This is a genomic window from Sphingobium sp. (assembly GCF_049304695.1).
Classification (GTDB): domain Bacteria; phylum Pseudomonadota; class Alphaproteobacteria; order Sphingomonadales; family Sphingomonadaceae; genus Sphingobium.
Genome location: NZ_JBAQOK010000093.1, coordinates 184595 through 204328 on the forward strand (window position 1 = coordinate 184595; position 19734 = coordinate 204328).

The 19734-nt window shown below is 62.7% G+C and carries 12 protein-coding genes and 1 tRNA gene; 5 read left to right on the plus strand and 8 right to left on the minus strand.

The window, feature by feature from the left end:
• Positions 1–33: 33 nt before the first annotated feature.
• Entirely contained in the window at positions 34–1836 is a 1803-nt protein-coding gene (locus WA070_RS18455; RefSeq protein ID WP_422635359.1) for an acyl-CoA dehydrogenase C-terminal domain-containing protein, read from the minus strand.
• 36 nt (positions 1837–1872) lie between these two features.
• Positions 1873–2283, minus strand: a complete 411-nt coding sequence (locus tag WA070_RS18460; protein WP_422635360.1) for a MerR family transcriptional regulator — start codon at positions 2281–2283, stop codon at positions 1873–1875.
• A 99-nt stretch (positions 2284–2382) separates the two neighbouring features.
• On the opposite strand from WA070_RS18460, the gene WA070_RS18465 reads away from it, so the two are divergent.
• The 4 genes from WA070_RS18465 (at position 2383) to WA070_RS18480 (ending at position 7947) form a co-directional block, all read left to right on the plus strand.
• Positions 2383–2787: a DUF2946 family protein gene (locus WA070_RS18465; RefSeq protein ID WP_422635499.1), complete on the plus strand. Its 405-nt coding sequence runs from the start codon at positions 2383–2385 to the stop codon at positions 2785–2787.
• Between the two features lie 169 nt (positions 2788–2956).
• Positions 2957–4990 carry a TonB-dependent receptor family protein gene (locus tag WA070_RS18470; RefSeq protein WP_422635361.1) on the plus strand — a complete coding sequence of 678 codons (2034 nt, stop codon included), beginning with the start codon at positions 2957–2959 and terminating at the stop codon, positions 4988–4990.
• Positions 4991–5006: 16 nt separating this feature from the next.
• Positions 5007–6278 (plus strand): PepSY-associated TM helix domain-containing protein, encoded by a 1272-nt coding sequence (locus WA070_RS18475; protein ID WP_422635500.1) that lies wholly within the window; start codon positions 5007–5009, stop codon positions 6276–6278.
• Positions 6279–6327: 49 nt separating this feature from the next.
• Positions 6328–7947: an NAD(P)/FAD-dependent oxidoreductase gene (locus WA070_RS18480; protein WP_422635362.1), complete on the plus strand. Its 1620-nt coding sequence runs from the start codon at positions 6328–6330 to the stop codon at positions 7945–7947.
• Between the two features lie 25 nt (positions 7948–7972).
• On the opposite strand, the gene WA070_RS18485 is transcribed toward WA070_RS18480, so the two are convergent.
• On the minus strand, positions 7973–8245 hold the full coding sequence (locus WA070_RS18485; RefSeq protein ID WP_422635363.1) for a hypothetical protein: 273 nt from the start codon (positions 8243–8245) through the stop codon (positions 7973–7975).
• A 185-nt stretch (positions 8246–8430) separates the two neighbouring features.
• Here WA070_RS18485 and WA070_RS18490 point away from each other — a divergent pair, with 185 nt between their 5' ends.
• Positions 8431–8643, plus strand: a complete 213-nt coding sequence (locus WA070_RS18490; RefSeq protein WP_422635364.1) for a hypothetical protein — start codon at positions 8431–8433, stop codon at positions 8641–8643.
• Here the strand turns inward: WA070_RS18490 and WA070_RS18495 are convergent.
• The 5 genes from WA070_RS18495 to WA070_RS18515 form a co-directional block, all read right to left on the minus strand.
• Positions 8620–9141, minus strand: a complete 522-nt coding sequence (locus WA070_RS18495; protein WP_422635365.1) for a PilZ domain-containing protein — start codon at positions 9139–9141, stop codon at positions 8620–8622. The two genes, WA070_RS18490 and WA070_RS18495, sit on opposite strands and share 24 nt — an antisense overlap.
• A 115-nt stretch (positions 9142–9256) precedes the next feature.
• Positions 9257–9330 (minus strand) — tRNA-Gln (locus WA070_RS18500).
• 212 nt (positions 9331–9542) lie between these two features.
• Complete coding sequence (gene rpoC, locus WA070_RS18505; RefSeq protein WP_422635366.1) at positions 9543–13829, minus strand: DNA-directed RNA polymerase subunit beta'; 4287 nt, start codon at positions 13827–13829, stop codon at positions 9543–9545.
• A gap of 78 nt (positions 13830–13907) precedes the next feature.
• Positions 13908–18074 (minus strand): DNA-directed RNA polymerase subunit beta, encoded by a 4167-nt coding sequence (gene rpoB / locus WA070_RS18510; RefSeq protein WP_422635367.1) that lies wholly within the window; start codon positions 18072–18074, stop codon positions 13908–13910.
• A gap of 310 nt (positions 18075–18384) precedes the next feature.
• Complete coding sequence (locus WA070_RS18515; protein WP_422635368.1) at positions 18385–19728, minus strand: cell wall hydrolase; 1344 nt, start codon at positions 19726–19728, stop codon at positions 18385–18387.
• Positions 19729–19734 lie beyond the last annotated feature (6 nt).

A 19734-nucleotide genomic window follows, 5' to 3' on the forward strand; every position in this document is an offset into this window, starting at 1 on the left:
TCGACACGCTCAGCCCGAACGGGTGTGGGTGTATTACGCCGCCAGGAACATGTCGGGGTCGAGCGCCATCAGCGCCTCCGCGCCGCCCTCGATCTTGCGACGCAGCGATCCCGCGTCGGGCATGATCCGTTCGGCAAAGAAGCGCGCGGTGATCAACTTGGCCTCCAGGAACTTCGCGTCGCCTTCGCCAGTGTCCAGCAGGCTGGTCGCCGCGCTCGCCATGCGCAGCCACATCAGGCCCGTCGCGACGATGCCCAGGATATGCATATAATGGTGTGCGCCAGCACCCGCATTGTCGGGGTTCTTCATCGCATTCTGCATCAGCCACATGGTCGCCGCGCCCAGTTGCGCACTCGCCTTTTCCAGCGCATCGGCGAAGCTGGCCAGCTTCTCATTACCCTTGGCCACCGCCACTTCGTCGGCCACGATCTTAAGGAAAGCCTGCAACGCCCGGCCGCCATTCATCGGCAGCTTGCGCCCGACCAGATCCATCGCCTGAATCCCGTTGGTGCCTTCGTAAATCTGGGCGATGCGTGCGTCGCGGACATACTGCTCCACGCCATTTTCCCAGATATAGCCATGGCCACCGAACACCTGCTGGCTGGAAACCGCGACATCGAAGCCCTTGTCCGTGCCATATCCCTTGATGACCGGGGTCAACAGGCCGATCAGATCGTCGGCCATTTGGCGCTCTTCCTCGGTCGCGGCATGGTGCGACAGGTCGACCTGAAACGCGCCCCACAGGATCAGCGCGCGCAGCCCTTCGGTGATCGCCTTGGCCTCCATCAGCATGCGGCGCACGTCGGGATGGACGAACAGCGTGTCGGCTTTTTCCTCCGGCTCCTTAGCCCCGGTCAGGGCGCGGCCCTGCCGCCGGTCGCGGGCATAATGGACGGCGTTCTGATAGGCGATTTCGCCCTGACCCAGCCCTTGCAGGCCCACGCCCAGCCGCGCTGCGTTCATCATGATGAACATCGCGGCCAGCCCTTTATTCTCCTCGCCGACCATCCATCCGGTCGCGCCGTCATAATTCATGACGCAGGTCGCGTTGCCATGGATGCCCATCTTATGTTCGATCGATCCGCACGACACGGCGTTGCGGTCGCCCAGCGATCCATCGTCCAGCACCATGAACTTAGGCACGACGAACAGCGAAATGCCCTTGCTGCTGTCGGGGGCGCCCGGCGTCTTGGCCAGCACCAGATGGATGATATTTTCGGCCAGGTCATGCTCGCCCGCCGAGATGAAAATCTTGGTCCCGGTGATCGCAAAGCTGCCATCGGCGTTGGGCACTGCCTTGGTCTTGATGAGGCCAAGGTCGGTGCCGCACTGCGGCTCGGTCAGGTTCATCGTGCCGGTCCATTTGCCCGATACCATGTTGGGGATGTAGCGCTGCTGCAATTCCGCGCTGCCCTTGGCGATCAGGGCGGCGACCGCACCTGCGGTCAGGCCGTGATACATTTCGAACGCCTGATTGGCCGACAGCACATATTCGTCCACGGCCGTCGCCAGAACGGAGGGCAGCCCCTGACCACCAAATTCCGTGGGGCCATGAATCGTCGTCCATCCGCCCTCGACGAACTGGTCAAACGCCGCCTTGAAGCCAGTCGGCGTCGTCACGCTGCCATCGGGGTTGCGGGTGCAGCCTTCCTTATCGCCCACCGCGTTTAGTGGGAACAGCACTTCCGCCGCCATCTTGCCGCCTTCGGTCAGGATCGCCTCGACCAGATCAGGCGTCGCATTTTCGAAGCCGGGCAGGTTGGTATAGCGGTCAAGGCCGACCACATGGTCCAGCACGAAACGGGTGTCGCGAACGGGGGCGGCATAGCTGGGCATGATCTTCTCCTGCGAAATTTTTATGCGGTAGGGTTTTTATTGAGGGGTGAGTGCAGTGACGAAAGACGCCAGCTCGGCGATGGCCGCGTCGATATCGTCCTTCTGCCGGGTCAGCAGGTCGATGCGCGCCTTGCACTTGGCCACGGTCACGCGCCGCTGTTCCTCATGCTCTTCGTCGGCATCGTACAGGTCGATCATCTCGCGAATGTCGGTCAGGCTGAAGCCCACCCGCTTACCGCGCAATATCCACGCCAGCCGCGCCCGGTCGCGCCGCGAATAAATACGCGCCAGTCCCTGCCGTTCCGGCGAGATCAACCCCTCGTCCTCGTAAAAGCGCAGCGCACGGGCGGTCACGCCAAATTCTTCGGCGAGGTCGGTGATGCTGTAGCTTTGCCGGTCGCGATGGTCGGGCAGTTCGATGCCTGCGATGCTGCTGAGCTGGTTCATGGCATGGATATAATCCTACCTTACGTTTACGTCAAGGTGAGAGGTCATGGTCATTCTGTCCCAGTGACACGGGATAGATTCTGCCGTATCGGGCGATTGATGATGGGGGCGATCAGACAGAATGAAGGCGCACGCGGCCTGTTGGCTGCGCTGGCGCTGCTCGTCCTGGCGATCCAGATGATCGCGCCATCGGGCTTCATGCCGGTGCGCACCGATCGCGGCGTGGTCGTGACCCTCTGCACCGGGCAGGGCGCGATGAACGTCGTCGTAGCACGCGGCACGGTGCCTGCCCGCGACCATCAACCCGACGATGGCATGGCCGGGCAGCAACATTGCCCCTTTGCCGCATCGGTCCAGCCGGTCGTTCCGCCACTGGTGCTGGCCGACCTGCTGCTGCCTGCCTGGCAACTGGCCTTCGGCCCGATCGCCTTCGCGCTGAATACCGGCGTCATAGCCCGCATGGCCGCGCCCCCGCCGCCATCATCGGGACCGCCTGCTGCCTAATAGATCCTCCCCTGCAAGGGGAGGTGTCAGCACGCAGTGCTGACGGAGGGGTGTCACCTTCTCGATAGGGTTACACCCCTCCGTCTGGCCCTTGGCCAGCCACCTCCCCTTGCAGGGGAGGATTTGTTTCGTCCGAAATAATATTCTTATTCCAGTAGGTTAAATCCCCATGCGCCACACCCATGGCCTGCGCAGCGTATCGCTGTGCGCCCTTATCCTGTCGTCTGCCCCCGCCTTCGCCGAAGACGAAACCGACCGTCCCACCCTCATCGTCACCGCCACCCCGGCGGTGCAGGACGCCATCGCCCGCGTCCAGCGCACCCCCGGCGGCGTGGATGTCGTGGCAGCGGATGACTATGCCGACCGGCTGGCCGTTTCGCTGCGCGACGCGCTCGCCTTTTCGCCCGGCGTCTATACTCAGCCGCGTTTCGGGCAGGAGGTCCGCATTTCGATCCGCGGCTCTGGCCTGTCGCGCGGCTATCATATGCGCGGGCTCACGCTGTTGCAGGACGGCATCCCGATCAACGCCGCCGACGATAATGGCGATTTTCAGGAACTCGACCCGCAGGTGTTCCAGCATCTGGAAGTCTATCGCGGCGGCAATGCGCTACGTTACGGCGGCTCTACGCTGGGCGGCGCGATCAACGCCGTGACGCCTACGGGACGCGCCGCGCCGGGCATCGACATGCGGATCGACGGCGGTAGTTTCGACACCGTCCGGGGCAAGCTGGCCTATGGCTATGCCGACGATCGCGGCGACGCCTATGCCGCACTGACCGCCGACCGATCCGACAGCGACCGCGCCCATGGCGACCGCAAAGCTGTGCGCTTCAACGGCAATGTCGGTCTGAAACTGGGCGAGGGGGTCGAGACGCGTTTCTACGCCAGCGTCCAGTCGATCCGCCAGCATCTGGCGGGCGCGCTCAGCGAAAGGGATGCGCTCACCAATCCGGGCAAGGGCAACAGCGTGGGCGATCAGGCGCGCGATATTGATTCGATCCGTCTGCAAAACCGCACGACCGTGGCGCTGGCTAATGGCACGCTTGCCTTTGGCCTCTATTTCAACGCCAAGCAACTGCACCACCCCATCTATCAGGTCATCGACCAGAAGTCGGAGGATCGCGGGGTGTTCGCCAGCCTCGATCTGGCGGGCGATCTGGGCGGTATGCCGGTCGAAATGACACTTGGCAGTCAGGCGCGATTCGGCAGCGTCGATGCGCGCCAGTTCGTCAATATCGCGGGCCGCAGCGGCGCGCCAACCGCCTCCGCGCGCCAGACTGCGCAGACGATCGATAGCTATGGCGAAGTGCGCGTCGCACCGATGCCGGACCTGTGGCTGATCGCGGGCGGCATCTACACCCATGGCGAACGGCGCATCGCCAACCACTTCGCCCCGGCACGCAGCGGCGACGCCCAATTCGACACCTTCGCCCCCAAATTCGGCCTGCTTTACCAGCCGACCGGGGCCGTGCAATTCTACGCCAATGTCAGCCGGTCGGTCGAACTACCCGGCTTTGGCGAACTGAGTCAGGCGCCGGCAGGCGGCGCGCCCGGCTTCACTTCGGTCGGTCCGCAAAAGGCCTGGACGGCGGAAGTCGGCACGCGCGGCACCGTCGGCATCGCGACATGGGACATAAGCCTCTATCGCGCTGATATCAGGGGAGAAATACTGCAATATAGCGTCGTCCCCGGCGTCATCCCTGCGGCAACCTTCAACGCCGACCGCACCCGGCATCAGGGGCTGGAGGCGGGGCTGGACCTGACCTTCACCCCTTGGGCAACCCTGCGCCAATCCTATCAATATAGCGATTTTCGTTTCCGGGGCGACATCCAGTTCGGCGACAATCGCCTGCCCGTGGTGCCACGCCACGTCTATCGCGCGGAGCTGAAACTCGGCACCGAACGCATGAGCGTCTCGCCATCGGTCGAATGGCTCCCGCAGGGCGCATGGGTGGATTATGCCAATACGAAGCGGGTCGGAAGCTATGCGCTGCTGAACCTTGGCGCACGGGCGGAAGTCCGCGATGGCGTCACCCTGTTCCTCGACATGCGCAACCTGACCGGCAAGCGCGCGATCGGCGACATCAGCGCGCTGGTGCGCTACGCCGCCGACAATCCGGCGACGGCGGCGGACGAAGGCAGCGTGGCTTTTTATCCCGTGGAACGTCGCGCCATTTATGGAGGCGTCCGTGCCCATTTCTGATTCGGGGGAAGGCAAGATGCGCGAAGCCGCTTTCTATCGGGCGATCTGGCGCTGGCATTTCTATGCCGGGCTGATCGTCCTGCCGGTGCTGGCGCTGATGGCGGTGACGGGCGCGCTCTATCTCTACAAGCCGGAGATCGAGGCAGCGCTCTACCCCGTGAATCTGCCCGCCCCGGCAGAGGGCGTGCCGCTCGCGCCTTCCAGACTGGTCGCGGCGGTCGAGCGGGCGACCGGCGAGCCGGTGGCGCAACTCACGCATCCCGCCTTGCCCTCCCAAAGCTGGCGCATCGCGACCCGATCAGCCGATGGCGCGCAGACGGTCCATTTCGTCGATCCGCGCAATGGGCGTCTGCTCGGTACGATGCGCGATGGTGGCGCGATGCAATGGGTCAAGCAACTGCACAGCCTCGCCCTGACCGGCCCGATCGGCAACCGGCTGGTGGAGGTCGTTGCGGGCTGGGCGATCCTGCTCTGCATCACTGGCGTCTATCTGCGCTGGCCCCGACGCGGCCAGCCTGCACTCGCCGTCCGGGGCAGCGCGAGGGGTCGCCTGTTCTGGCGAGACCTTCACGGCACGCTGGGCTTCCTGTCGGCCGGGGCCATCCTGTTCCTGGCCGTGACCGGTATGCCGTGGACGGATGTGTGGGGCGGGGGGCTGCGATCGATCGTCGCGGCCAATGGCTGGGGTCGCCCGAAAATGGCGACATTGCCCTTTGATGCATCGACCAACGACGCAATGCCATGGTCCCTGCGCGAAGGTGGATTGGCGACCGGAACGCCCGGCTTCGTGGGCATCGACGCCATCGCGCGCATCGCTGCTGCCAGGGGACTACGCGCCGGATACCAGATCATCCTGCCATTCGCACCGGGCGCGCCATGTCTGGTGGTGACTCAGGTAATTCGCGCGAACGACGCCCGCGCCCTCGTCATCGACGCGGCCAGTGGCGCGGTGGTGCAGGACATGGACTGGCGCATGTTCGGGCCGGGCGCAAAGGCGGTCGAATGGGGCATCGCCACGCATCAGGGCCAGCAATATGGGGAGGCCAATCGCCTGCTCATGCTGGCCGGATGCCTGTGCCTGCTGACCCTGTGCGTGACGGCCCCCGTCCTGTGGTGGAAGCGTCGCCGCCATGGCCGCCTCGCCCCGCCGCCGCCCGCGCCCATCGGGACGCAGCGCGTCGTCGGAGCGATGATGCTGGGCGTGGGTCTGCTGTTCCCGCTGACCGGCCTGTCGATGGTCGTCGCTTTGGGTGGCGAATGGGTCGCGGCCCGGCTCCGCCCCACCTGATCGCACACAATATTTCCCTTTATCCGGGCAAGGCGGTATGGGGCGGCCCATGATCCGCCTTTCCGGTCTCACCCTGCCGCTCGACCATCCCGCCGACGCGATTGTCCCCGCCATCTGTGCGCGGCTAGGCATCGAATCCGCCGACCTGCGCGGCCATAGCCTCGTGCGGCGCGGCAACGACGCCCGCCGCCGCAGCGCCATCATGCTCGTCTATACGTTCGACGTGGATGTTGCCGATGAAGCCGCCGTGCTGGTTCGCTTCGCCAACGATCATGACGTGCGCCCGACGCCCGACACGGCCTATCGCTTCGTCACCCACGCCCCCGATGGCTGGCTAGGCAAGCGGCCGATCGTCATCGGCGCTGGGCCATGCGGCCTGTTTGCCGGCCTCATCCTCGCGCAGATGGGTTTCCGCCCGATCATCATCGACCGGGGCAAGGTGGTGCGCGAACGGACCAAGGACACATGGGGACTATGGCGGCGCGCGGAACTGAACCCGGACAGCAATGTCCAGTTCGGCGAGGGCGGGGCAGGCACATTCTCCGACGGCAAGCTCTACTGCCGGGTCAAAGACCCCCGTTTTCTGGGACGCAAAGTGCTGGAGGAGTTCGTGGCCGCAGGCGCGCCCGACGACATTCTCTGGGAAGCGCACCCCCACATTGGCACCTTCCGCCTCGTCACCATGGTTGAAGCGATGCGGCGGCAGATCGAGGCACTGGGCGGCGAATATCGCTGGCAGACGCGCGTCGATGATCTGGTGCTTGAACGGACAAGCGACGGTACGCAGAAGGTGCGTGGCATCGTGGTTCAGGATGGCAGCGTCATCGACACCGACCATGTCGTGCTGGCCGTGGGCCATAGCGCTCGCCCGACCTTCACCATGCTGCATGGCCGGGGCGTGCATATCGAACCCAAGCCCTTTTCCATCGGCGTACGCATCGAACATCCGCAAAGCTGGGTCGATCGCGCCCGCTACGGCCAATGCGCGGGCCACCCGGATCTGGGCGCTGCGGCCTATAGTCTGGCCCATCATTGCGCCAATGGCCGTACGGTCTATAGCTTCTGCATGTGTCCGGGCGGCCGCGTCGTTGCTGCGTCGTCGGAGGAGGGCGGCGTCGTCACCAACGGCATGAGCCAATATAGCCGCGCAGAGTTCAACGCCAATTCGGGCCTTGTCGTCGGCATCGACCCGGCGCGCGACTATCCCGATGGGCCGCTGGCTGGCATCGCATTACAACGCCATTGGGAAAGCATGGCCTATGTCGCGGGCGGTTCCTCCTACTGGGCGCCGGGTCAGACGGTCGGCGATTTCCTTGCCCGTCGTGCATCGACCGCGTTGGGCGAAGTCGTTCCCTCCTACAAGCCGGGCGTCACGCCCACCGACCTGTCGCTATGCCTGCCCGACTTCGTGATCGAGGCGTTCCACGAAGCCCTGCCCGCCTTCGGACGGCAGATCGACCGCTACGATCATCCCGACGCAGTGATGACGGGCGTGGAAACGCGCACATCCTCTCCCATCCGCATTACGCGCGACCGCGATTTCCAAAGCCTCAACGTCGTGGGCCTTTATCCGGCGGGTGAGGGGGCGGGCTATGCAGGCGGCATCCTGTCGGCGGCGATCGACGGCATCAAGGTCGCCGAAGCCGTGGGTCAGGCGATCGTCCGATAGTCAGGCCATCTGGCGTAAGGCTGCTTTACCCGGCGTCCCGGCGCATCGAATCGATCATATAGCGCCACACATTGGCGGCGTCGCTCAGATGCGCATGGTTGGATTGTTCGGGGTTATAGCCTTTGAAAATCTCGCTCCCGGCTTCCTTCATGACCTCGCTTGGTTCATGCAGCGCGTCCACGACTGCAAGCACCCTTGGCAGATAGCTTTGCCACATCGGCTTGCCTTTGAAGTCGTCATCTTCCAGCTTGCCATCAAGGGCGCAAAGGGTGCGGGCGGCGCGTTCGATCGGTTTCATGGGCAGGATGGTCGCCCGGAGTCCTGCGTCCGTCAAGCGATGTTAAAAACCATCGCAGCAAATATCCGCATTTAGCCGGATTTTGCGCCTTTGGCCTGATTATGGCATCAATCTGTCGGGATTACAGGAACTTAACATGGCCTCACTGCCTTCACACCTTTCGCCGATCATATGGGGGACGGATCGTGACAATCAGGCATTATGTGGGCGAGACGCACCGGATCGTTGCAAATCGACAGGGCCGATCGATCCTGTTGGGCTGGACCAATGGCATGGCTCAGGAGGAAATGGCCTTGTTCGAAGCCTATTTCGGCACCGTATGGATTGAGGAGGTCATCGACCAGCAGGCCGAGGCGCTGGGCCATGCCGATGGATTACAGGTGCTTGGCTACCGCTGAAAAGGGGTTGGACAGGACATCGAACACTTCCATGGCTGCAAAACCGGCGGCAAAAAGACCAGCGGCCACCAGCAGGCCGAACTGGAAGGCTGACGACCAGCGGCGGCTGCTTTCCAACTGCCGCGCGATGTTCGCGTCCGCGTTCATTCGCGCCTGCGCGCGGCGATCCGCTGCGGCCCCTGCTTCCGTCGGTTGCGGGCGGCGGGTCAGGCGCGGTTCGTTGGTGATCGCCGCGATGTCGATCGTCCCCTGCGCGCGAATGCCGAAGAAGCGGTCCTTGCGCCACACGACGCAGCCCACGATGGTCTGCTGTCCGCGCCGGATGTCGACATAGGTGCCACGGTCGGGCGCATCGTCGCTGGCGAGCAGCGCGCCATGGGCCGACAGATTGTGGATCACGACATCGGTCCAGGTCGATCCGGCATGCATACGTGCCTGGATCAGGACCGTATAGCGCGGCTCGCGGGCTTTATAGCCAACCTGCAAAGATTTGAGCACCAACGCACCTCGGACGGGGAATAATCCTCTAAAACGTCCGTGCGCAGCAAACGCTAAGCCGAAATCGCAAAAACGTTACGATTGCGACCAACATAGGATGTCAAATAGAAGAATTTGGATGCCCGACAAGGACTCGAACCTTGATTGACGGAGTCAGAGTCCGCTCTCTTACCATTAGAGGATCGGGCATCATGAGCAGGGTGTCCCCCGCTCGGGAGGCCGCAGATAGGCGGGGTTGGACAGGCGGTCAAGAGCGTTTTTATATTCCCGTGCCGACATAAAAGAAAAGCCCGCCGGAGCGTGAACCGCATCCGACGGGCATGAGCACCTGCCCGGTGAAGGGCCGATGAGCTTGGGAGCTGGTCCCTAGATAGGAACCAGCTCCCGCTATTTCAAATGGCTTACGCTTCATCACCCTTGATCAGGTAATCACCGGCATCCGCGTCGGTGCCATGCGTCTCACCACTCACGGCGCCCAGCGGATCGTTGCCGATCGCGGCTTCTGGACCCTGAGCCAGTTCGGCGGCATGTTCCGCAGAAGCGGTCTTGGGTGCGATCAGATCGACCTGAACCGCCGGACGCATCGCGGCCCGCAGGGCAGCGTCGCGCGAAGACGCCGCCACGCGCAGTCGATTCATGCCAGCACCGGTGCCCGCCGGGATCAGGCGGCCGACGATGACATTTTCCTTCAGGCCGACGAGCGTGTCCTTCTTTCCCTGAACCGCCGCTTCGGTAAGGACGCGGGTGGTTTCCTGGAACGACGCAGCCGAAATGAACGACCGGGTCTGGAGCGAGGCCTTGGTAATGCCGAGCAGCACTGGCTTACCGGCGGCAGGCGCGAAGCCTGCACCCAGCTTGCTGTTGATCTCGTCCATTTCCTCGCGATCGACCTGCTCGCCCACCAACAGGGTGGTGTCGCCGGACTCGATGATCTCGACTTTTTGCAGCATCTGACGAACGATCGTTTCGATGTGCTTGTCGTTGATCTTCACGCCCTGCAAGCGATAGACTTCCTGGATTTCAGCAACCAGATATTCAGCCAGAGGCTCGATACCCAGCACTTCCAGAATGTCGTGCGGATCGGGCGAACCACCGATCAGATTGTCGCCGCGCTTGACGAAATCGCCTTCCTGAACGTCGATCACCTTGCTCTTGGGGATCAGATATTCGACCGGCTCGCCGCCGTCTTCAGGATTGATGGCGATTTTGCGCTTCGCCTTATAGTCCTTGAGGAACTGGACGCGGCCCGACACCTTGGCGATGATGGCGTTGTCCTTGGGCTTGCGTGCTTCGAACAGCTCGGCCACGCGCGGCAGACCACCCGTGATGTCGCGGGTCTTGGCGGCTTCGCGGCTGACACGCGCCAGCACGTCACCGGCCTGCACCGTCTGGCCATCTTCGACCGACAGCATCGCGCCCACGGCCAGCATGTAGCGGGCAGCTTCACCCGAACCATCGTCCAGCAGGGTCAGGCGCGGACGCAGATCCTCCTTGGTGCGCGATGCGCCACGATGTTCGGTGACTACGCGCTGGGAAATGCCCGTCGCTTCGTCGGTCTGTTCGGCCAGCGTCTTGCTGTCGATCAGATCGACATATTTGACGATGCCCGGCCGTTCGGTGATCACCGGCATGGTGAACGGATCCCATTCGGCAATCCGGTCGCCCTGCTTCACGGACGCGCCGTCCTCGAACAGCACCGTCGCACCATAAGGCAGGCGATGGACTGCACGTTCGCGGCCCTCGATGTCGATGATCGCCAGTTCGCCGTTGCGGGCGAGCGACAGGCGACGGCCACGGCTGTCCTTGATCGTGGGCATGTCACGCAGTTCCAGCGTACCGTCGGACACGGCTTCCAGGTTCGACGTTTCGTTGAGCTGCGCCGCGCCGCCGATGTGGAACGTCCGCATCGTCAGCTGCGTGCCCGGTTCACCGATCGACTGCGCCGCGATGACGCCGACCGCTTCACCGATATTCACCGGCGTACCACGGGCCAGATCACGGCCGTAGCATTTGCCGCAGACGCCCATCTTGCTTTCGCAGATCAGCGGGCTGCGGATCTTCACGGCCTGCGTGCCGATAGCCTCGATCTTGGCGATCATCGGCTCGTCCAGCAACGTGCCGATCGGGATGACGATGCTGCCATCCTTGCTATCAACGATATCCTGCGCCGTGGTGCGACCCAGGATACGTTCGCCCAGCGAAGCGATGGTCGAACCGCCCTGGACGATCGCCTTCATTTCCAGCGCGCGGTCGGTGCCGCAATCTTCCTCGACGATCGTGCAATCCTGCGACACATCGACCAGACGACGAGTCAGATAACCCGAGTTAGCCGTCTTGAGCGCGGTGTCGGCCAGACCCTTGCGAGCGCCGTGGGTCGAGTTGAAATATTCAAGGACGGTCAGACCTTCCTTGAAGTTCGAGATGATCGGCGTTTCGATGATCTCGCCCGAAGGCTTGGCCATCAGACCGCGCATACCCGCCAACTGCTTCATCTGCGCCTGCGAACCACGCGCACCGGAGTGAGCCATCATGTAGATCGAGTTGATCTGCGCCAGACGACCGGTCTTGGGGTCCTTGGGCTGGGCGCGGATCTCGTCCATCATCGCGTTGGCGACGCGATCGCCGCAACCCGACCAGGCATCGATCACCTTGTTGTACTTTTCCTGCTGCGTGATCAGGCCGTCCTGATACTGCTGCTCGTAATCAGCCACCAGCGCCTTGGTCTCATCGACCAACGTCACCTTGCTGTCCGGGATGACCATGTCGTCCTTGCCGAACGAAATGCCCGCGCGGAATGCATGCTGGAAGCCCAGCGCCATGATGGCGTCGGCAAAGAGCACCGTGTCCTTCTGGCCAGTGTGACGATAGACCTCATCGATCACGTCGCCCACATCCTTCTTGGTCAGCAGGCGGTTGACGGTGTCGAACGGCACCTTGTGGTTCTGCGGCAGGCACTCGCCCAGCAACATGCGACCCGGCGTCGTTTCGAACCGCTTCATATATTGCTGACCGTTTTCATCGGTCTGCGGTACGCGGCTGGTGATCTTGCTGTGCAGCGTCACGGCCTTGGCGAACAGCGCCTGATGCACTTCGGACATGTCGGACAGCAGCATGCCTTCGCCCGGCTCACCTTCGCGTTCCATCGACAGATAATAGATGCCCAGCACCATGTCCTGCGACGGCACGATGATCGGCTTGCCGTTCGCGGGCGACAGGATGTTGTTCGTGGACATCATCAGCACGCGGGCTTCCAACTGCGCCTCAAGGCTCAGTGGAACGTGAACGGCCATCTGATCGCCATCGAAGTCGGCGTTGAAGGCGGAGCAGACCAGCGGATGAAGCTGGATTGCTTTACCCTCAATCAGCACGGGTTCGAACGCCTGGATGCCCAGACGGTGAAGCGTGGGCGCGCGGTTCAGCATGACCGGATGTTCGCGGATCACTTCATCCAGAATGTCCCAGACTTCCTTGCGCTCTTTTTCGACCCACTTCTTGGCCTGCTTGAGGGTCATGGACAGACCCTTGGCGTCGAGGCGCGCGTAGATGAACGGCTTGAACAGTTCGAGCGCCATCTTCTTGGGCAGGCCGCACTGATGCAGTTTCAGTTCAGGCCCGGTCACGATGACCGAACGACCTGAATAATCGACGCGCTTGCCCAGAAGGTTCTGGCGGAAGCGGCCCTGCTTGCCCTTGAGCATGTCGGACAGCGATTTCAGCGGGCGCTTGTTCGCGCCGGTGATGACGCGGCCACGACGGCCATTGTCGAACAGGGCGTCAACCGCTTCCTGCAACATGCGCTTTTCGTTGCGGACGATGATGTCCGGCGCGCGCAGTTCCATCAGGCGCTTCAGACGGTTGTTGCGGTTGATGACGCGGCGATACAGATCGTTGAGATCCGACGTCGCGAAACGACCACCGTCCAGCGGCACCAGCGGGCGCAGTTCCGGCGGGATCACCGGCACGACGTCCAGGATCATCCATTCGGGGCGATTGCCCGATTCCAGGAAGCTTTCCACGACCTTCAGGCGCTTGATGATCTTCTTGGGCTTCAGCTCCGACTTGGTCGTCGCCAGTTCTTCCAGAAGGATCTTCTTCTCGCCTTCAAGGTCGAGGTCCATCAGCATCTGCTTGACCGCTTCCGCGCCGATCCCGGCGGAGAAGGCGTCTTCGCCATACTCATCCTGCGCGTCGAGCAGTTCGTCTTCGTTGAGCAGCTGGAACTTCTCCAGCGGGGTCAGGCCCGGCTCGGTGACGATGTAGGATTCGAAGTAGAGGACGCGCTCCAGCTGCTTCAACTGCATGTCGAGCAGCAGGCCGATGCGCGAAGGCAGCGATTTCAGGAACCAGATATGCGCAACCGGCGCGGCCAGTTCGATATGGCCCATGCGTTCGCGGCGGACCTTCGAAACGGTCACTTCCACGCCGCACTTTTCGCAGACGATGCCCTTATACTTCATGCGCTTGTACTTGCCGCACAGGCATTCGTAATCTTTGATCGGACCGAAGATGCGCGCGCAGAACAGGCCGTCACGTTCCGGCTTGAACGTGCGATAGTTGATGGTTTCGGGCTTCTTGATCTCGCCGAACGACCATGACCGGATGCGCTCTGGCGAGGCAAGGCCGATCTGGATCTGGTCGAACGTCTCGGTCTTGGCAACCGGATTGGCGAAGTTGGTCAGTTCATTCATAATGTCATTCCCTCATGAGGGCGAAAGTCCAGGTGCGAAGGGGAAGGGGCGCCGCCGCATCAGCAGCGCCCCGTTTCCTTATTCCGCCGCGGCCGCGAAGCCGCCCTCATCCGTTGGAATTTTGTCCAGCGAGTTGAGTTCGACGTTCAGACCCAGCGAGCGCATTTCCTTGACGAGCACGTTGAAGCTTTCGGGGATACCGGCCTCGAACGTGTCGTCACCCTTGACGATCGCCTCGTAAACCTTGGTACGGCCGACCACGTCATCGGACTTCACCGTCAGCATTTCCTGCAAGGTGTAAGCGGCACCATAGGCCTGGAGCGCCCAGACCTCCATTTCCCCGAAGCGCTGGCCACCGAACTGCGCCTTACCACCCAGCGGCTGCTGCGTGACGAGCGAGTAGGGACCGATCGAGCGGGCATGGATCTTGTCATCGACAAGGTGATGCAGCTTCAACATGTAGATGATGCCCACCGTGACCTTACGGTCGAAGCGGTCACCGGTGCGGCCGTCATACAGGTCCGACTGACCCGAAGTCGCAAGCCCCGCCAGCGACAACATGGTCGATACGTCCGCTTCGCGGGCGCCGTCGAACACGGGCGTCGCCATGGGTACGCCGCGTTCCAGATGCTCAGCCAGATCGATGATCTGTTCGGGCGTCCGGGCTTCGATCTGGTCGTGATAGCGCGGACCATAGGCAGTGATCAGCCGTTCCTTGACCGCGTCGGGCATGTCGCCCGCCGACGGGTTGGGATTGGCTTCGCGCCAGTCTTCCAGCGCATGTTTGAGCTGCTGGCCAAGGCCACGGGCGGCCCAGCCCAGATGCGTTTCAAAGATCTGCCCAACGTTCATGCGCGACGGCACGCCCAGCGGGTTCAGCACGATATCGACATGCGTGCCGTCTTCCAGGAACGGCATGTCCTCGACCGGCAGAATGCGCGAAATGACGCCCTTGTTACCGTGACGTCCGGCCATCTTGTCGCCCGGTTGCAGCTTGCGCTTCACCGCGACGAACACCTTGACCATCTTGAGCACGCCCGGCGGCAGCTCGTCACCACGTTGCAGCTTGTCGACGCGATCCTCGAACTTGTCGACGATGATCTTCACCGCTTCGTCATACTGCGCCTTGACGGCTTCGATGCCGGCCTGACGCACGTCATCGGCGACGGCGAACTTCCACCATTCGTGACGCTCGACTTCACCCAGCAGGGCGTCGTCGATTTCCACGCCCTTCTTGACGCCCTTGGGCGCTGCGGTGGCTGTCTGGCCCAGCAGCATTTCCTGCAAGCGGTTGTAGGTCGCCCGGTTCAGAATGGCGCGTTCGTCCTCGCGATCCTTGGCGAGGCGGTCGATTTCCTCCCGCTCGATCGCCATGGCGCGCTCGTCCTTGTCGATGCCGTGGCGGTTGAACACGCGCACTTCAACGACCGTCCCGGCAACGCCCGGTGGCAGACGCAGGGACGTGTCACGCACGTCGCTGGCCTTTTCACCAAAGATCGCGCGGAGCAGCTTTTCTTCCGGGGTCATCGGCGATTCACCTTTGGGGGTGATCTTGCCGACCAGGATGTCGCCCGGCTCCACTTCCGCGCCGATGTACACGATGCCCGCCTCGTCGAGGTTGCGCAGCGCTTCTTCACCGACGTTGGGAATGTCGCGGGTGATGTCCTCCGGCCCCAGCTTCGTATCGCGCGCCATGACTTCGAACTCCTCGATATGGATCGAGGTGAACACGTCATCCTTCACGATGCGTTCGCTGATGAGGATACTGTCTTCGTAGTTATAGCCGTTCCAGGGCATGAACGCGACGAGCGTGTTCCGGCCCAGTGCCAGTTCGCCGAACTCGGTCGACGGGCCATCGGCAATGACGTCGCCAGCTTCGATCAGGTCACCGACCTGCACCAGCGGACGCTGGTTGATGCAGGTGTCCTGGTTGGAACGCTGGAACTTCTGGAGCGTGTAGATGTCGACGCCCGACTGGCCGGGTTCGACATCGCCGGTCGCGCGGATGACGATACGGGTCGCATCGACCTGATCGACGATGCCCGCACGCTTGGACGCGACGGCCGCGCCGGAGTCACGGGCGACCGTGCCTTCCATGCCTGTGCCCACGAACGGCGCTTCGGCCTGAACCAGCGGCACAGCCTGACGCTGCATGTTCGATCCCATGAGCGCGCGGTTGGCGTCATCGTTTTCCAGGAAAGGAATGAGCGATGCGGCGACCGACACCAGCTGCTTGGGGCTGACGTCCATCAGGGTGATGTGATCGCGCGGCGCCATCAGGAATTCGCCCGCTTCACGCGACGAAATCAGGTCTTCCACGAAATGACCGTCGGCATCGACTTCGGCGTTGGCCTGCGCGATCGTGTGCTTGGCCTCTTCCATGGCCGACAGGTACACGACCTCGTCCGTCACCTTATGGTCGATGACCTTGCGGTACGGCGTTTCGATGAAGCCATATTTGTTCACGCGGCTGAACGTGGCCAGCGAGTTGATCAGGCCGATGTTCGGGCCTTCTGGCGTTTCAATCGGGCAGATACGGCCATAATGGGTCGGGTGAACGTCGCGGACTTCAAAGCCTGCACGCTCACGCGTCAGGCCGCCCGGCCCAAGCGCCGACACGCGGCGCTTATGGGTGACTTCCGACAGTGGGTTGGTCTGATCCATGAACTGCGACAGCTGCGAAGAGCCGAAGAATTCACGCACGGCGGCCACGGCGGGCTTCGCGTTGATCAGGTCGTTGGGCATCACGGTCGATACGTCGACGCTCGACATACGCTCCTTGACGGCGCGCTCCATGCGCAGCAGCCCGACGCGATACTGGTTTTCCAGCAATTCGCCGACCGAACGCACACGCCGGTTGCCGAGGTTATCGATGTCGTCGATTTCGCCCTTGCCGTCCTTCAGGTTCACCAGTTCCTTGACCACGGCGAGGATGTCCTCGACGCGCAGGGTGGTGACCGTATCTTCGGCGTCCAGGTCGAGACGCATGTTCAGCTTCACGCGGCCCACAGCCGACAGGTCGTAGCGCTCTGGATCGAAGAACAGGCCAGCAAACAGCGCTTCGGCGGTTTCCTTCGTTGGCGGTTCACCGGGGCGCATGACGCGATAAATGTCGCTCAGTGCCTGATCGCGCTCTTCGGCCTTGTCGGCCTTGAGCGTGTTGCGGATCCACGGACCGGTGCCGACATGGTCGATGTCGAGCAGTTCGAGACGGTCGATGCCCGCCTTGTCCAGCTTTTCCAGATTTTCAGGCGACACTTCGTCACCGGCTTCGATGTAAATTTCGCCGGTGGTTTCGTTGATCAGGTCATAGGCGCTGTAGCGGCCATAGACTTCCTCGGTCGGGATCAGCAGCGTTTGCAGCCCGTCCTTTTCCGCCTTGTTTGCGGCGCGCGGCGAAATCTTGGTGCCGGCGGGGAAGATCGCTTCGCCCGTCTTGGCGTCCACGATGTCGAACGCAGGCTTCAGGCCGCGCCAGGCTTCCGCCAGATACGGGATTTCCCAGCCGCCTTCGCCACGGATGTAAACGACCTTGTTGTAAAATTCGTTGAGGATGTCCTCAGGCGTCAGGCCCAGCGCGAACAGCAGCGCCGTGACCGGCAGCTTGCGCTTGCGGTCGATACGGACGTTGACGATGTCCTTGGCATCGAATTCGAAATCGAGCCACGAACCGCGATAGGGAATGACGCGCGCGGCGAACAGATATTTGCCCGACGAGTGAGTCTTGCCACGGTCATGGTCGAACAGGACGCCCGGCGAACGGTGCATCTGCGACACGATGACACGCTCTGTGCCGTTGACGATGAAGGTGCCGTTGCCGGTCATGAGCGGCATGTCGCCCATGTACACGTCCTGCTCCTTGATATCGAGCACCGAACGGGTTTCGGTGTCCTGATCGACTTCGAATACGATCAGGCGCAGGGTAACGCGCATCGGCGCGGCATAGGTTATACCGCGCTGGCGGCATTCCTCGGTGTCATATTTGGGGTCTTCCAGCACATAATGGACGAAATCCATTTCGGCGGTGCCAGCAAAATCGCGGATCGGAAACACGCTGCGCAGCGTCTTTTCCAGACCCGATACATAACCGATCGACGGGTCGGAACGCAGGAACTGCTCATAGCTCTCCCGCTGGACTTCGATCAGGTTCGGCATCTGCACCACTTCGTGGATGTCGCCGAACACCTTACGGATGCGCTTCTTAGCGCCGGTGTTGCTGATCGGGGGGAGAGCTTTGGTCGCCATGCGTTGTCCTTGCCTTCATTCGTCGTATTTTTCCGCATTGCAGCGAAAATTCAGTCCTGAACGGGCAAAAAGCGACGTGATTCGTCGCCCTTCATCCACGAAAAAAAGTGCGGGCCGGGACTATCCGAACCGCACTGCCAGCGTCTGGTGAAACCCGTAAACCCGCCCAATACCGCCGAAAATCGTGCGCAAACCGATTATCCGAACCCCGAGCGAACCGGGCGCGACCGACATAGCCAAAGCGGCGTCATCGATCGACTTGATGAACGCCATATAGGACCGCGCAGGGTTTTTGTGAAGGGGGTATTGCTTAAGGGGTGGACGGGGCAGGGGGCGGTGTTGGCGCAGGCGGCACGATCTTCACCGTTTCGAACCGCCCCCTGCGCCGCACGCCGTCAAGGCCAGCGTCACCCATGGGCGCGGCGGATGCGCCCGTCGGCACGCGCTGGCGCATGCACTCGCTCTTGGCTGCGCGCGGCGTTTGCGTGCAATTCCATAACGCACGCTGCAGGCCGACGTCTAGATTGTGAATATAACCAAAGCTCATTGTCTCGATCTGGGCGGTGCTGGGCGGCCAGGCTGCTGGCGCACTACCCCCTCGCCAAACCATGACGCGGCATAATGGGCGCCCACCGCATATTTTATGCGCTATGGTCAGCCAGCTATCGCTTGCTGTGGTTCGTCCGACCTCGACCATGAAAGTCACGCCATCCGGATCGGTCGCGATCAACCGGCCACCCGCGATTACCTTGCCGACAGAATGTGGCCCGATCGCCATCGGTGCTTGCGCCGCGAGTTCCGCTGACGAAGCCATGGCCGCAGCGATAGCAGTCGATGCAGATGTAAGCGTCTCATTCTCTGGCCGATGCGCCGCCGACAGCCGCGCGATCTGCGCGATCACCGGCTCGCCGCTCTCACTCCCCCGCCTGAACGCGGGCGGTGTCCCCCACCATCCACGCCAGCGGAAGAAGAGATGCGTTCCCACCATCGTCAGCTTGTCCAGGCTGTCGCTCCAATAGGGGACGACCCAGTTGGTATGATAATGGGTGGCATAGCCGATTGCCGGAAACACCTTCCCCGCCAACGCCCCACGCGCAATCTCCCGCGCGCGATCCCATACCGCCGGGGATGGCGTGCGCGCCAGTGCCCCGTCGCAGGTGAAGGTGAACTGGCATCCGGTCCGCCGCTCCTGCCCCTGAAACACGACCGCGCACACTGTCTTGGGAAAGGCGGGGTGGCGCACCCGGTTCAGCACGACCTGCGCCACTGCCCGTTCGCCGACCGCATCGTCGCCAGCCTCATAAATCTGCGCCGCTGCCAGACAATCTATGGCGCGGGCCAGATCGACCTCCGACCCTGCAAAGACAAACGGCCGCGCCGCCGGATTGGGCAGGGGGGAGAAAGGGATTTTCGCGTTGAACGCCCGCGCCTGATCCCGGTCCAGCGCATAAACCTCGACCGGCTCGACGGGCGGCGGAGGCGTGGGCGGCGCTTGCAACCGGGCAGCCTGCGCCGCTGCAAAACGCCGCACACCGCTATCGGGGCGATCCCGCGCTTCCCATCCAGCGACCAGCGCGGGCAGTCCGGCGAACAGCAACAGCCAGACGAGCCACATCGCGGGATGCGGCTCCTTAACGGAATCCGGTCTGGTCATGGTTGG